This is a genomic window from Sporomusa sp. KB1 (assembly GCF_007830295.1).
Classification (GTDB): domain Bacteria; phylum Bacillota; class Negativicutes; order Sporomusales; family Sporomusaceae; genus Sporomusa.
Map to the genome: position 1 here is coordinate 1,029,627 of NZ_VLKC01000002.1, position 15,989 is coordinate 1,045,615.

Below are 15,989 nucleotides of genomic sequence, written 5' to 3' on the forward strand. Positions count from 1 at the left end.
CCAGTTTAGACCCAGCTCGGCCGCAATCCCTCTTAGAGGCAGATTAGACTTAGCCAGCAGAAGCTTGACCTGTCTGTGACATTAAAAATAACCCCATAGGGAAGCCCTTAAGCGGCTCTCTATGGGGTTATTTTTCTTAGATTTACAATATTTCTAAAATCCAAGGTTAATACGGGCAGTGGTCTTTGCTCTTATCAGCTCAGGATCAACCTGAACCCGTGCCACACCTGTTTGCATTGCCATACGGGCAACAGCAGCTGCGACTGCTGGAGAAACCCGTGAATCAAATGCATCTGGTACAACATAATCCTCTCTCAATTCATTTTGGGGAATCAAATCAGCAATTGCATAAGCTGCGGCAATTTTCATTTCTTCATTAATTTGACGTGCACGTACATCAATCGCGCCACGGAAAACGCCGGGGAAAACCATTACATTATTAACTTGATTAGGCGCATCTGAGCGGCCTGTACCCGCAACCTTGGCCCCAGCAGCCTTGGCTTCGGCATAACTTATTTCCGGTTCAGGATTCGCCATAGCTATAACGATCGCATCTGAGTTCATGTTACCGATAATTTCTTTAGTAAATGCTCCCTGTGCCGAAACACCAATAATAACATCTGCACCTTGGGCCATGTCGTGTAGATTTCCCTGTTGTTTTTGGGGATTAGTTACTTTGGTCAGTTGCTCCTGAATCCGATTCAGTCCAGTCAAACCTTCATATAAAGCCCCGTTAATATCTACCACAATAACATTTTTCGCGCCGGCGTTCACGATTAAACGTGCAATCGCAGTACCGGCGGCACCTGCCCCATTCACAATAATTTTTGCAATCGCCAAATCTTTCTTAACCAGACGCAGAGCGTTAATAACAGCAGATAGGGCTGCTATAGCTGTACCGTGCTGATCATCATGGAAAACCGGAATGTCCATTTGTGCTTTCAGCGCATCCTCAATATCATAACATTTTGGCGAAGACAAATCCTCTAAATTAATTCCGGCGAAAGTCGGCTGCAGCAACCGTACTGTCTCAATAATCTTGTCAGGATCTTTGGTATCAAGACAAATGGGAACAGCATCAACATCACCAAACACTTTGAATAAAACAGACTTACCTTCCATTACCGGCATGGCTGCTTCCGGTCCTATGTCTCCCAAACCAAGCACCCTGGTTCCGTCGCTCACAACAGCCACCATATTCCCCCGGCAAGTATATTCAAATGATAAATCCTTATTCATCTTAATATCTTTACAAGGTTCTGCCACACCCGGGGTATAGGCTAAACTCAAGTCTCGCCTGGAAGCTAGAGGCACTTTGCTGGTTACAGCCAGTTTACCCTGGTACTTTTTGTGTAGTTCAATTGCATCTTCTCTAATGCTCATTCATCTTCACACTCCATTTTTATAGGTTTATCCGGTGATTAACCTTCAGCTGGGGTTACTCTCATCTGAAGGTTTCTACTTTATAGTGACATTTTCATTAGTATTGTAGCTAATACTATCATACAAGCGCCACCAATTCTTGTTGATATCTGGGCAAATGGCATTAATTCCATTCTATTGGAAGCCGAAAGAATAGCAACGTCACCAGTTCCACCTAAACCGCTATGACAGCCTGTCACTAGAGCTGATTCGATGGGATACATATTCAAATATTTACCGATAAAAAATCCCGATGAGATCATCGCCAGAACGGTGGATGCGCAGATTGCAATATAGGCGGGGTCTGTTAAAACTTCCACAACATCTTTCCACGGAGTGAATAAAACGCCTAAGCCGACTAATAACGGCCAAGTGAGGCTGGCCGAAATAAAACGATACATGTGATACGCGCCCTGTTCCATTTTAGCTGGCATGACATTTAAATACTTAACAATTGCGGCGGAAAAAATCATGATAATGGCACCTGGAATTCCGATAAACGTTTCAGAAAACTTGCCCCAGATAAAGAAGCTGCAAGCAATCAGCAAGCCGGCTCCCATCAGCGGAAATTCTATCGGTTTCTCAGTATTTTGGGCCGTTAACAATTCTTTATCATTGCCTGTTTTAACAAGCAGCCCATTGCCAGTAAGTTCAGGGCGCTTTTCACCCAAGCGCTTCAAGTAGCCTGCTACCATTATGGCAACAATATTTCCCAGCATAGCTGCCGGAATAAGCTGGGGAATAAAAACTTCCTGGGACTTACCGAGTATTTCCGAGTACGCAATAGAGAGAGGAATGATACCTTCACCAATACCACCGCCGACAATGGGTATTATGATATAAAAGAAGGTTCGATGAATGCTGTAACCAAATAACGTACCAACTAACAACCCTGCAGCAATTGCAGCAAGAGTCCCAACAACTAGCGGAATGAACATCCGCACAAATCCCTGAATCAAAACTTTGCGATTCATACCAAGAATACTACCTGCCACCAAACAAGAAATATATAAATACAGGAAATTAGACCCTTTCATTAAAGCGGTGATTGAATTCATGGCAGAAGGATTAATAAGCTTGTAAAAAACCATAATGGAGGGAATAAATATTGAAAGAATCGCTGGTCCGCCAATGTCTTTTAGAACCGGAACCTTTTGTCCCACGTCGCCTAAAAGAATGCCCATAATCATGATGACCGCGAAGCCACCGATCATGTCAGTTGGCAGTTTCCCGTAAATTGATGCTGTGTAGATGATTAGCGCTAGTAAGAGATACAGCGGAAAAGGAATTACGCCAACCTTCAAACTGAGTACTCTCTTAAATCCGGTTTCTGTTGCCTGCCCTGACATCATTGTTTCATTCATCTTTTGACTTCTCACAGATTACACCTCCTAGTTATTTGTCTCAATACTAACCGGTAGGTGATAAAATGAAAATCTTATGCAATTTCTTAAAATATTTAGTAAGTAAAGTAAGTAAAAACCGGCCTTGCGGCCGGTTCAGATATAACGCTTTATCACATTACTTTCGGGATTGATACATCGATATTTGTACACAGGTCTTCCTACAGTTCCATATATAACTTCCATACTTAAAACATCTATCTGCTTCAAAAATTCGAGATACTTACGCATTGATACGCGCGATATGCCAACGTTGTTTGCCATTTCCTCGGTGGTAAATGCCTGGCCTTTAGTAGCTCGTATAATTTCCCATACGGCCTTAAGCGTATTGCGGCACAGGCCTTTGGTTAACTCCGTTTGTCTTTGTTGCTCTCTGCCCAGAATACGCCGATCAAGTTCAGCCTGATTCATGACATCCCGTTTTCTCATAAATAAGGACTGATTGCGATAATCGGAGAGAGCGGTATTTAACCGTTCAAACTCAAAAGGTTTTATCAAATAATCTACCACACCATTACGCAGCACTTTTTTAATCGTGTGTATATCGCTTGCAGCCGAGACTACAATCACATCAATGTCCTGTTCCTGCTCCCTGATCTTATCCAATAACTCCAAACCATTCATCCCCGGCATAAAGATGTCCAGCAAAACAAGGTCAATTTCATGCTTTTCGAGCAAAATTAAAGCTTCATTTACATTACGGGCTATAGCGATTAATATAAATCCGGTTATCTGTTCAAGATAACGCCGGTTTAATTCAGCCACCATCGGGTCGTCCTCGACAATTAATACTTTAATCATTTTGCTCACCTTTACTCTGGTATGGTATATGTACAACAAACTGCATACCCTGTCCCACCTCTGAAAGCACCTCAATCGTCCCGCCCAGTCTTTTCATACTGCTTTGAACCAACGATAATCCTAGCCCACGATTACCGCCCTTAGTCGAATATCCTTTTACAAATAACTGCTGCCGCTGAATTTCATTCACTCCCGGCCCAGTATCACTAACCATTATATGCAAAATTCCTGCATCATATATGCACTCCACACGGACACACTTTTCGGGTGAATTGGCCACTGCCTCCAATGCATTATTAACAAGGTTGCCTACCACCGTGATTAGTTCGTGGATTATAGCTGTGTCCTCAGGCTCAGGCAAAAAGCTTTCTTCAGAAAAAACCAAATCCACACCAACTTCTCTGGCATGGCTAAGCTTTCCTAACAAAAAGCCTGCTAATACCGGGTCTTTTATACGTCGCACGATAGATCCGACTTCACTCTGATACTGATGCGCAATCCCATTGATATAGTCAGCAAGCTGGTCATAGCATTGTAAGCGTACCATACCGAGAATGACATGCAGTTTATTCATAAATTCATGGGCTTGAGCCCTAAGCGCTTCTGCATAATTGCGCACCCCGGTAAGCTGTTCCGCAAGTTGGCGAAACTCCGTCTCGTCACGAAACGTGGCAATAGCTCCCACTATCTCTTTGTCCACACAAACTGGAACCCGGTTAGTTAATAGCGTAATCCCCTGCAGATCTTGCTGTTGATCAAGTTCTGCCTGTCCGGTCCTTAATACATCTTGCAATCGTGTATTGGGTACAAATGACTCCACATTTTTACCCAACGGATCTCCCTGAATTCCCGCCCGCTGCAACAACCGCATAGCTTCACCATTTACCAGTGTGATACATGCATTTGTATCCACAGCGATAATGCCTTCGCGAACAGACTGCAACATGGCACTGCGTTCCTCCATCAATTTAGCAATAACATTTGGCTCCAACCCAAACAGAGTCTTTTTTATACTTTGTGCCAAAAGAATTGCACCTGCTACCCCCACCAGCAAACCAAACACCATTGCATAGTAGATAAAAATTCGGCTATTCTCTACCGCAAGCTGCACACTGTTAAGTAAAATACCAACTGCAACAGCCCCGACCTGCTTTCCATCACGAGTTATAATTGGGGCGAAAGCCCGCAGCGAAGGCCCTAGGGTTCCGGCCCCAAAAGAGGTATATTCCTGCCCGGCAAGGGCGGCTGTTTCGTCACCGCCAACAAACTTTTGCCCAACCTTAGTTTCATCAGGATGGGATTTCCGGATACTGTTCATATCTATAACAACGATAAACTCGACATTTGTGATATTACGAATCTCTTCCGTAAAAGACTGTATTTCTGTTTCATCCCGTTGACCGGACAAAGCATCAAGCACCACCTGAGAACGTGCAACAATCCTGGCAATATCCCTGGCCTTTTCGTCTAGTGCCTTCTGCGTACTGGAAGATACATTAGCACTGATTAATATATTGGTTACAAGCAAAGCCACAGCAACTACACCACAAACAAGCACTGTGATTTTAGTCTGCAAACCAATAACAGGTTTATTGGCCTTCAAAAGCTCATCCCCTATCAAATTCTCTCATTGTTTTACTGCATCCCTTGCGCCAATTCGATGGCGGCCTCCTCCGTAAGCGGTTTACCGAAAATATACCCTTGTATACGATCACATCTGTACTCCGACAATATTTTTAGCTGCTTCTCAGTCTCCACACCTTCTGCTACTAGGGTGAGGCCCAAAGTATGGCCTAAATTAATAATTGCCCCCACTACATGCAGCTGTGCTTGATCATTAATAATCTCGTCTATAAACGATTTATCAATTTTTAGTACCCCTACCGGTAAACTCCTTAAATAAGTTAATGATGAGTAACCAGTACCAAAATCGTCTAGCGAAAGTATTACTCCGAGCTCTCGCAATTGACATAGCTTGAGAATAGCATCATTCACCGATTCAATAAAAACACTCTCGGTAATTTCAATTTCAATCTGCCCCGGCTCTATACCTGCATTCTCAATGCAACTGCGAACCTTGTCCACAAAGTTATCTGATACCAACTGCCGCGGGGAAATATTCACCGCTACGTTAATATTTCCTTTCCCCAGGTCTGATAATCGCCTGGCAAAACGGCAAGCCTCTGTAAATACCCATTCACCGATAGGCACGATAAGACCAGTTTGTTCAGCTAAAGGAATAAAGCGGTCAGGCGGCATGAAACCGTGGTCAGCACTGTTCCACCGCACCAGAGCCTCGAAGCCAACCAGATACTCTCCCGCTGAAGCAAACTGAGGCTGGTAGTGCAGCGAAAACTCTCCACGTTCCAACCCTCGTCGCAAACCATTTGTTAACACCATTTTTGCATTGGTCTCTTGGAGCAATACCGGCTCGTAAAAACGCCAACAGTTCTTCCCCGCTTTTTTAGCAGCATACATAGCAATATCAGCTTTTTTAAGGAGATCTTCCGCCATGCTGCCATCATCAGGATAAACTACAACCCCAACACTGGCTGATAAATGTACCCTTTCAAAAGCTACCCGGTATTCCTTACAGAGTTCACGAATAACATTACCAGCAATTTTAGCTGCTCTATCCCGGTTAGTTTCCCTTGGCACGACAACAATAAATTCGTCGCCGCCTATACGAGATATAAATGCCCCTTCTCCGACTGCCGCCACAAGATACTGGCTTACTGTAACAAGAACATCATCACCAAACGAATGCCCAAAATTATCATTTATTTCTTTGAATTCGTCTATATCAATAAACAAAATAACACCAGATGACTGACCGAGATGAGCCCTCTCCATCATTGCCTTTAGATACAAATTCAAATTCACGCGATTAGGTAAACCTGTCAATGTGTCATGAAATGCAATCTCACTAATCCTCTTCTGTGCAGTATCCTGTTCTAAGGCCACAGACGCCAGATCAGCAAACTGATGCAGGTTGGCTAAATCCTCCGCTTTAATAGACGTAGCGACTTCACGCCAACTTATTGTAAGAATTCCGCTTACTTTACCGGCTTGTTTCAGAGGAACTGCGATCACACTACTTGTTGAAGGGTTTAATGCTTTATCAAAACTCCGCTTAGGATGGGCACGATAATCGGCAATGTAAAAAATCTTACCTGTAGAATAAACCTGCCCCTGAATCCCTAAATTGCCCGGTTGTGACTGCATAATCTGCGCTCTGTCGATTCCAATGCCGTAATGGATATAAAAATTTTTTCCGCTATCATCGAACAAACCAATATAACCTGCTACAGCATTAAGCAGTTTTATTGCATTATGCAGAATCGTTTCCAGGATATCTTCCCTTTCACCGCCTTGCCGCTGTGTTAAAAGACCGGTTATCGCTCTGTATTGCCGTTCACGTAGTATTAGATTTTCCTCAGTTTGACGCCTAGCTAAATTTTCATCATTCAGACGCTGATTTGTATCCTCCAGTATTTCATTCATGGCTGCCATTTCTTGATTGGCAGCCGCCAATTGAGCCGTCCGTGCCTCAACCAGGCTTTGTAAGCGCTCGCGATGTTGGCGCAATTCATATACCATCTGGTTAAAATTCGTAGCCAAGATGCCAAATTCATTAGCAGAGCTAACCGTTAGCTCTACAGCCAAATCACCCTCTTTAATCTGGTTAGTAGCGTGCACTATATCTATGAGAGGATTAGTCAGTCTACGTGAGAACCACATTGTTAAAAATGCCGAAAATACAATAACCAATATTCCAACAAGAGTAGCATTTAATGTTACGTAATCCATAAAGGCCATAATAGTTCTTTTTTCCTGTACTACAATCAAGCTCCAGGATTTGGACTTTCCCGGTATGGAAATAGCCCTGTATGCACACATATACTTCTCGCCATTAGTGTCGATGTATTCTCCGGCGCCAATCTCGCCTGCTGTAACCTTAGCGGCAATAGTTTGCAAGGAGGGCGCCAGTTCAAAGGGAATTTCCTCGGTAACTTCGTTATTTTTGTCGTCTCTTAGTGGTATGCCAGCCAAATCTCTCAATAATACTTTTTTCTTCATTGTTTTATAGTTATACAGTTCAGCAGCCTGTTGCCTATCTGGATGAGCTATCACTACCCCTTCTCCATCTAAAAGGCAGGCATAACTTTCCCCACCCGAACTATAGTTCTCTACCATCTGCTGCAATTGCTTTATTTCGATATCTGCCAATAAAATTCCGTATAACTTACCCTGTGAATATATCCCCTGAATAATTGATGTTACCGGAGAGTCAGAAAATACGGAGTAATAGCTTTGGGAAATATACGGTTGTCTTTCCGCAATAAATTTTTTAAACCACCACCGCTCAGATCTGTTGACCAAAGAACCACTCGTTTTAGCCGTTTGGTCTCCATTAAGGTCTTGGATAGTCAAAACCTGGTAAAATGGGTACTTTCTTTTAATCTCTGTTAATAATTGATATTGTTTTTTGGGATCCATGTTTTCCAAATCAGGATATTCAGCTATTAATTGGTTGACATTATATGCATTCTGCATAAACTGAGCGATATTAAAGGCCAAGCTTTCTGTCGTAGCCTGAAGGCTATATTGCATCTTGCTTTCATAATCTTCTGATATCAAAGAGTAACTAATCATTAGTGTAGAAACCATCGCAAGTAATATTAGTGAACATATAATTAAGGTCAATTGATGGCGAATTGAAAACTGCATATAATAATTACACCCCTAAATTAAAACCATACGTTCTGCCTTTCGAATAAAAATTACTCTAATTTTTAATTGCTGAGAAGCGAAGTGTATCCCTTTGCCCGCCTTTCTATGTATATGGGAATTTTCAAATTTCTTGTAATTATATCTTATCACACCAGATTTTTAAATAGTAGTGCCATTCCCCTATGTCATTATGAATTTAAATATAAAAGGGGCTGTGGAAAAACTTAGCGATAAGTTTTATCCACAGCCCCACTTTATATGGATTTTGCTAATAAAGATAGTACAACAAAAGACCGCTCACATAAGCTGCTATCACTGCGCCTACTTCTTGTTACGAAATTGAACTGGTGTCATTCCATGTTTTTTCTTAAATAATCTATTGAAATGTTCCACGTTCTGATAACCTACGCTATCAGCAATCTTTTCAACTGTCATGTTTCCATTTTTCAAAAAAGTACAAGCCTTTTTCATCCGGACATTTCTAACGATTTCGCCAAATGTCCCCCCTGATTTTTCCTTAATATATTTTGATAGATACGGGATTGACAAATGCATCTGGTCAGAAAGTTCCTCTAACGTAACTGTTAAGTAATTTGTTTGGATGTAATTTATGATTTCATTAATTCTTTCATCCCTGCATTTATCCTCCGCCTGTATTTCGTCTAATTGATTGACAGCTACCACAAGGGCATTAATCGAAGAATTAATAATATCGTCATCAATTCCAACACCCCAATATAACTTGTTGTTGCAGCTAACTCCAACATAGGAAACCGCCTTGGAGGACGAACCTTTTGAATGGGCATGTTCTTCATAAATGGCTAACTCATAATGAATGTCAAAATATTGTTTAATCGCATTGCTGACAGCATCCAGGCGTCCATTCCCATTTCCAACAATCGTTCTAACCTGTCCGTTATGATTTATAGTAACTTGGGCCATAATACCATCCATTTGTTTAAAACGAAATTCCTCTATGTGAAAATACGGAGTGTTATTCATATATTTATCTTCAAATATTTGGTATACCCACTCTGGTGATAATTCTTTGTGTTCCCTGTCAGAAACACCCTTCACAGTGTAGCCGACATCCTCTTTCATCTTAGCAGGAATAGACATTCCATAATTTTCTTTCAGAATGTAGCCAATACCGCCCTTCCCTGACTGGCTGTTAATTCTGATAACATCTGAATCATATTCCCTCCCGACATCCTTAGGATCAATGGGAAGGTATGGCACTGACCATTGATCGGTTTTCCTTTCGTTCCTGTAATCCATCCCCTTGGCAATCGCATCTTGATGGGACCCAGAGAAGGCGGTAAATACCAGTTCGCCTGCATATGGCTGGCGAGCATGCACTTGCATTCTAGTTAAATTCTCATATTTCTGGCATATTTCCGGCATATTGCTAAAGTCAAGTTTAGGATCAACACCATGTGAAAATAGGTTCATTGCCAACGTGATAATGTCAACATTTCCTGTTCTCTCTCCGTTTCCAAATAGCGTCCCTTCAATTCTATCGGCACCCGCAAGCATTCCCAATTCGGCATCACAAACGCCACAGCCCCTATCATTGTGAGGATGTAAGCACAAAATAACGGAATCTCTGTATTTTAGATTCTTATTCATAAACTCCACTTGACTAGCAAATACGTGAGGCATTGCATTTTCTACCGTTGTTGGCAAATTGATAATCGCTTTCTTATCAGGAGTCGGTTTCCATACATCCAGTACCGCATTACATATTTCCAATGCATAATCCACTTCCGTTCCAGGAAAACTCTCTGGACTGTACTGGAATGAAAAATTACCAGTTGTCTCTTCTGCCAAATTCTTTAATAACTCTGCACCATCAACAGCAATCTGCTTGATTTCTTCCTTACTTTTTCTAAACACCTGCTCCCGCTGAGCAACAGATGTAGAATTATACAAATGAATTACGGCGTGGGGGGCTCCCTTAACAGCCTCAAAGGTTTTTTTAATAATATGTTCCCGGGCCTGTGTCAATACCTGAATGGTTACATCTTCTGGTATCATGTTTCTTTCTATTAATGCCCTTAAGAAGTTATATTCCGTATCTGATGCCGCCGGGAAGCCCACCTCAATTTCCTTGAAGCCGATGTCTATCAGCATCTGAAAAAATTCTATTTTTTCCTCCAAACTCATTGGTTCGATAAGCGCTTGATTTCCGTCTCTTAAATCAACACTGCACCAGATTGGGGGGGCACTGATATGATCTTTCCTAACCCAGTCATAGGATACTTGGGGTGGCATAAAATATGCCCTTTCATATTTTTCAAAATTTTTCATAATATTCTCCCTTCTTTCACCGCCTGCAGCATATGAAAAGACTTGGCTTGTGCAAAGTCCTTTTGGACGCCGGCAGAAGCCTTCGTCGTTCAATCCAGGGAAAGTTAACCTTTCCCCTCTGGATAAAAAAATCTTTCGTCTCTATAATCCATTACAATGGATTATAGAGACGAAAGACAAGCTCCCGCGGTACCACTCTATTTTATGATCACCATACACTCATCGGCACTATTAATGCCTATCCCGATAACGGAGGACTTCCGTCATGACCTACTAGTATTTCAGCCAGAAGCTCCAAGGCGAGTTCACCACATTTCTCATACTGTTTTGCATCATCCAACAGCTTTCTGAAATCAATTTGTGGATACTATTCCTCTTCATATCAAATACTTTATTAAACTATCCAATAATTAAATTCACTTCAATAATTATAGTAACATTTTCGCATGCTCTCTAATCCTAATTGAATAGTAACATATATCTTCTGTCTTGCGTAGTGATAAAATTAATCATTTTTCTTGATCTTTTTTATTCTTTCACTATTTATCATAAAAGAAAGAGGAAGAACGGCAAATTTTTTAAGGATATGCCCCCTCTATACAGAGTTTACCATTTGCTTCTCTGCGTGTCAAGGAACCTACCCCTGCGACACCAGGACTAAAAGGGCACTTTTTGTTTTCTCAATTTGTTCATATAAAAATTTTATTTCCCCTAAAACAATAAACTCCCGCCAAATTTTTACAAAAATTTGGCGGGAGTTTATTCGCTATTACCAATGGTACGGCTCCCGACATCATTGCTAACGGCAAATTCTTAAGTTTGCACAGATCAAATCCCAAAACTGCGTATTGCTAGCATAGCGACCATACCACCGCCCATAGTCACCAGGGGCGGTTGACGAAAGTAGGCTAAAAGCGTTGCTATTGTGCCGGCAATAAGATAACTATTCCCTGTTGAAATTTCAATGTAACCTTGTGGCGCAAAAAGTGTCGGAGCAATTAAAGCAGTAAGTATCGCCGTTGGTACATGCTTCAAGAATCGTTTAAGACGTTGGGAGATGCCTGCACTGCCAAAAATCGCAAAGCTAGCAAACCGCGTAAAGAAAGTAGCAATAGCCATAGCAACAATGGTGATAACAGCTTCAGTTCTCATCATTTTCAGCCCCCTCCAAAATTCCACCAGCCACAGCCGCAGTCAAGCAGGCAATAATGATATACCATTTTCCTGGGATGGTGACCGCCGCCATTATGCTAACCCCAGCGGCAACCAGACATACCAACACGTTAAGTTTGTCAGTAAGGCGCGGAATTAATAATGCCAAAAAGGTTGCCGGCATGACAAAGTCCAGTCCCCACGAGAGTGGGTCACTGATGTGGCTGCCAAGAAGTATTCCTCCAGCAGTTGATACAGCCCATGTAACATATCCAGTCAAATTACTTCCTAGTTGGAAAGCAGCACTATAGCCGTTTGCTTGTGCACGACTAATCGTTACCGCATAAGTCTCGTCAGCCATACCAAATGAGAGGAGAGCTTTCTGGGGCAATGATAATCCAGTCATATAAGGAGCAAGCGACATCCCCATTAACAGATGACGAAGGTTTATCAACAACGCGGTTAGAGCAATCATTGCCATCCCAGCCCCTTCCGCAAACATGGGCAGACTGATAAACTGGGCTGCCCCGGCAAAGACCAACAGCGACATTAACAACGTCTCTCCTGGCGTAAGTCCGATGGATTGAGCAACGATGCCATAAGCAAGCCCGAACGGAAATACCCCCACCATGATGGGAAGGGTGTCTTTAATTCCTTCGAAGAATTCCTTTGTTTTCATTGATGTCTCCTCCGTCCAGCTTGTTTAAACTATTGATAAGGGCAACTTAATCGCTCTTATCTCCCACTTGCACCCTCACAAGTAGACACGGGGAGTTTTAGAGCGAGTTAGTCATCAGATAATTTATAGCGTTTTACTTATCATAGTCAGCAGGAATACAATTGTAAATATCCAATATATCAATAAAAGAATACCAATTACTATTTTTTAAGGAGAATACGTTAAGTGGATATTACCAAAATGCTAAGTGGAGTTCGGATTGACCCCAAAGCGTCAGCACCCATATATTTGCAAATTGCTAATAGCTTAGCAGCCAAAATTAAAGAGTGCACACTTCCAGTTGGCACTAAGTTACTACCAGAACGCGAACTCGCCAGCCTGCTTGCGGTAAGTCGCACAACGATAATCAATGCCTATCGGTTGCTGGAAGAACGCGGTTTAGTAGCAACACGGATCGGCAGCGGAACCTATGTGGCAAATTTGAACATCGCTGATCAGCAAACCAACGATATGCCATGGGGACAGCTATTTAGCCCCCACTACAAATCGCCATTATCTTCTTTACTTCGTTCGTTAGTCGCCACCCCAACGGCCGATGAAACTATTTCTTTTGCCGCAGGCATGCCAGACCCAGCCCTTTATGACCTTAAAATTATTGAAAAAGCCCTCATTAATGACAATCCCGGCTTAGATGCAATAGACTATGGCCACATACCAATTGAAGGATACCCACCCCTTAGACGCTCCATGGCAACCTGGCAAACCGCCCAAGGCATATGCTCCACCCCTGATAATATTCTCATTGTGTCCGGCTCACAGCAAGGACTCTATCTCATTGTTAAGGCCCTCATAGAGCCAGGAGATTATGTTATCGTGGAGTCACCTACATATCTTGGGGCTATTCAGGTGCTAGAAGCTGCCGGAGCCCGCATTTTATGCCTGCCCCAATCTAACGCCCTCGATTTAGGAGTGCTTGAGGACTTTCTAATACGCTATCGCCCTAAGCTTTTCTATACGATCCCCACCTTCCAGAATCCCACAGGGTGGGTCATGTCGCGTCACCATCGTCAGGAGTTAATCCGTATAGCCGCGCGCTACCGCCTCGCCATTGTGGAAGATGACCCATATAGTCAGCTATATTACGGACAACAGCCTCCACCTTCTCTCAAAAGTCTTGACACCTATGGCGGAGTAATTTATCTAGGGACATTCTCCAAAATCCTTTTCCCTGGGCTGCGAACCGGCTGGGTAAACGCCGCTCCTCAAGTCATTAATCGCCTGGCTCAGGAAAAACAATATATCGATCTCCACAGCAATAACCTTTCCCAAATCATTATTCATGCTTGCCTAGAACAAGATTACCTAACAGCTCATCTATCGTTCGTTCGAGGAGAATATAAAAAACGTCGCGATACACTTGCGGGAGCTATCAGGCAATACTGTAGCACCGATTTAGATTTTGAACTGCCAGAGGGCGGGTTTTATCTTTGGTGCAACGTCCGTCCCCCTGCCGCTCCAGCTGAACTCCTTCGCCGCTCTGCTGCTGCAGGCGTCACTTTTGTACCTGGCGAAGCGTTCTATCTTAACAATACCGAAAGTCGCCAGATCCGTCTCTGCTTTGTAACACACAGTGAGGATCGATTAAAAGAAGGTATTCGACGACTAGCAAAAATTCTCACGTCAGGTGCTGCCAACACTATATTTTCCTCAAGAACAGCTGCTCGCCCTCTCATTTAGTAGTGCGGGTTCCTTTGCCCTGCTAATTTACTGCTTAAAAGTACTGGCACCGCGATAATTGCCAGTACTTTTTCTCCTCAATTTGCCCCTGTATCTTGTAAGAATTTGCTTTAGAACGTGGCATTTTAAGGCTGTAATGTAGTATACTAGTCATAGATTATTGACAACAATTTCATAAATGCTGTTATTTTGAAAGAATGATGAGGGATAAATATGAGTATTAAATCACTTACACCGCTGGAAGGGCGGTATGGCGCCATTACCCAGCCCTTGGGCGACTATTTTTCGGAATGGGCTTTAATAAAATACCGTATTCATGTGGAAGTGGAGTGGCTCATTGCCATGGCGGGCAATCCTGCTTTTGCTGAAATCCGCCAATTCACTTCAGAGGAAACTGCTTTTTTGCGCACCATTGTCCAAAATTTTGATGAACCGGCCGCGCTGCGGATTAAAGAAATTGAACGCACTACCAATCACGATGTAAAGGCGGTTGAATATTTTCTCCGTGAGGCTTTAGGCGCCATGTCACTGGCTGATGTACTGGAATTTATCCATTTCTCCTGTACATCAGAAGATATTAACAACCTTTCCTATGCGCTGATGCTTAAGCACGGCATCGAAGATGTCTGGCTGCCGGCAGCCAAAACTCTGGTGCAGACCGTTACGGCTATGGCGGAAGAAGAAATAGCTATACCCATGCTGGCCCATACCCATGGACAAGCAGCCTCGCCTACAACTGTAGGCAAAGAACTGGCCGTGTTTGTCTACCGCTGGAACCGCCAGTTAAAACAAATTCAGTCCCAGGAATATCTGGGGAAATTCAACGGCGCCGTCGGCAACTTCAATGCACACAGCATTGCCTATCCGGAAGTAGACTGGGAAGCTGTTTCCCGTTCTTTTGTCGAAGGCCTGGGATTGACCTACAACCCGCTGACAACCCAGATCGAATCCCATGACTATGTGGCCGAATCGTTCCATGCGCTTACGCGATTCAACAATATTCTTCTGGATTTTGACCGCGACATGTGGCTTTATATTTCCCTTGGCTACTTCAAGCAAAAAGCGATTGCTGGTGAAGTTGGCTCTTCTACCATGCCGCATAAAGTAAATCCCATCGACTTTGAAAATTCGGAAGCAAACCTAGGTCTGAGCAACGCAGTGCTTGATCATCTGGCCAATAAGCTGCCTATCTCCCGTCTGCAACGTGACCTCAGCGACTCTTCGGCTCAGCGCAATATTGGCACAGGCATTGCCCATTCCCATATTGCGATTACTTATACTTTAAAAGGTCTTAGAAAAACAGTAGTCAATAAAGAAGCCCTTGCCGCCGATCTAAACCATGCTTGGGAAGTTTTGTCCGAAGCAGTGCAAACAGTGATGCGCAAACACGGCCATGCCAATTCCTATGATAAACTAAAAGCCATTACCCGCGGCAAAGGCATCAGCGAAGAAGACATCAAAGCCTTTATCGAAAGTGTAGAATTGCCGGAAGCAGATAAAAAACGCCTGCTGGCCTTGACACCGTCACAGTATATCGGTGTGGCCGCTTCCTTGGTAAAACATATAAAATAAAACAAAACCTGCAGAAAACCGACCTCGCTTGGGTCGGTTTTCTTTGCTCACTTGACAACAAAGATAATATATAGTGTTCATGAGCTTATACCTATAAGAAGTGCTCCCCTCTCAGTAGTAGGTTTTTATTACTTAACCTATCACTTTAAGGGGAGCATATCAATTACGCAGGGGTTGAG

General features: G+C 43.0%; 10 protein-coding genes, 1 pseudogene and 1 other annotated feature. Of the genes and pseudogenes, 2 read left to right on the forward strand and 9 right to left on the reverse strand.

Going from position 1 to position 15,989, the window contains the following annotated elements; genetic code table 11:
- Positions 1–153: 153 nt before the first annotated feature.
- The 9 genes and pseudogenes from SALPA_RS08555 to SALPA_RS08590 form a co-directional block, all read right to left on the reverse strand.
- Positions 154–1,383: an NADP-dependent malic enzyme gene (locus SALPA_RS08555; RefSeq protein WP_145092334.1), complete on the reverse strand. Its 1,230-nt coding sequence runs from the start codon at positions 1,381–1,383 to the stop codon at positions 154–156.
- An 80-nt stretch (positions 1,384–1,463) separates the two neighbouring features.
- Positions 1,464–2,801, reverse strand: a complete 1,338-nt coding sequence (locus tag SALPA_RS08560) for a 2-hydroxycarboxylate transporter family protein (protein ID WP_304624548.1) — start codon at positions 2,799–2,801, stop codon at positions 1,464–1,466.
- Between the two features lie 120 nt (positions 2,802–2,921).
- A complete protein-coding gene (locus SALPA_RS08565) occupies positions 2,922–3,626 on the reverse strand; it encodes a response regulator (RefSeq protein ID WP_145092337.1) in 705 nt (234 codons plus the stop codon).
- A complete protein-coding gene (gene dcuS, locus SALPA_RS08570; protein WP_145092340.1) occupies positions 3,619–5,229 on the reverse strand; it encodes a DcuS/MalK family sensor histidine kinase in 1,611 nt (536 codons plus the stop codon). The genes SALPA_RS08565 and dcuS overlap by 8 nt, the downstream gene beginning before the upstream one ends.
- Positions 5,230–5,261: 32 nt before the next feature.
- Positions 5,262–8,282 carry an EAL domain-containing protein gene (locus tag SALPA_RS08575; RefSeq protein WP_222427916.1) on the reverse strand — a complete coding sequence of 1,007 codons (3,021 nt, stop codon included), beginning with the start codon at positions 8,280–8,282 and terminating at the stop codon, positions 5,262–5,264.
- 399 nt (positions 8,283–8,681) lie between these two features.
- Positions 8,682–8,915: an AraC family transcriptional regulator gene (locus SALPA_RS31430; RefSeq protein WP_255451407.1), complete on the reverse strand. Its 234-nt coding sequence runs from the start codon at positions 8,913–8,915 to the stop codon at positions 8,682–8,684.
- A gap of 108 nt (positions 8,916–9,023) precedes the next feature.
- Positions 9,024–10,670 (reverse strand): annotated as a pseudogene (locus SALPA_RS08580) (2-isopropylmalate synthase); the annotation flags it as partial.
- Positions 10,671–10,832: 162 nt separating this feature from the next.
- Positions 10,833–11,060, reverse strand: a binding site (T-box leader).
- A 438-nt stretch (positions 11,061–11,498) separates the two neighbouring features.
- Positions 11,499–11,825 carry an AzlD domain-containing protein gene (locus SALPA_RS08585; protein ID WP_255451050.1) on the reverse strand — a complete coding sequence of 109 codons (327 nt, stop codon included), beginning with the start codon at positions 11,823–11,825 and terminating at the stop codon, positions 11,499–11,501.
- Positions 11,812–12,501 (reverse strand): AzlC family ABC transporter permease, encoded by a 690-nt coding sequence (locus tag SALPA_RS08590; RefSeq protein WP_145092348.1) that lies wholly within the window; start codon positions 12,499–12,501, stop codon positions 11,812–11,814. Before SALPA_RS08590 ends, SALPA_RS08585 begins: the two co-directional genes overlap by 14 nt.
- A gap of 225 nt (positions 12,502–12,726) precedes the next feature.
- Here SALPA_RS08590 and SALPA_RS08595 point away from each other — a divergent pair, with 225 nt between their 5' ends.
- A complete protein-coding gene (locus tag SALPA_RS08595) occupies positions 12,727–14,238 on the forward strand; it encodes a PLP-dependent aminotransferase family protein (protein ID WP_145092351.1) in 1,512 nt (503 codons plus the stop codon).
- A gap of 213 nt (positions 14,239–14,451) precedes the next feature.
- Complete coding sequence (gene purB, locus SALPA_RS08600; protein ID WP_145092354.1) at positions 14,452–15,810, forward strand: adenylosuccinate lyase; 1,359 nt, start codon at positions 14,452–14,454, stop codon at positions 15,808–15,810.
- The last annotated feature ends 179 nt before the right edge of the window (positions 15,811–15,989 follow it).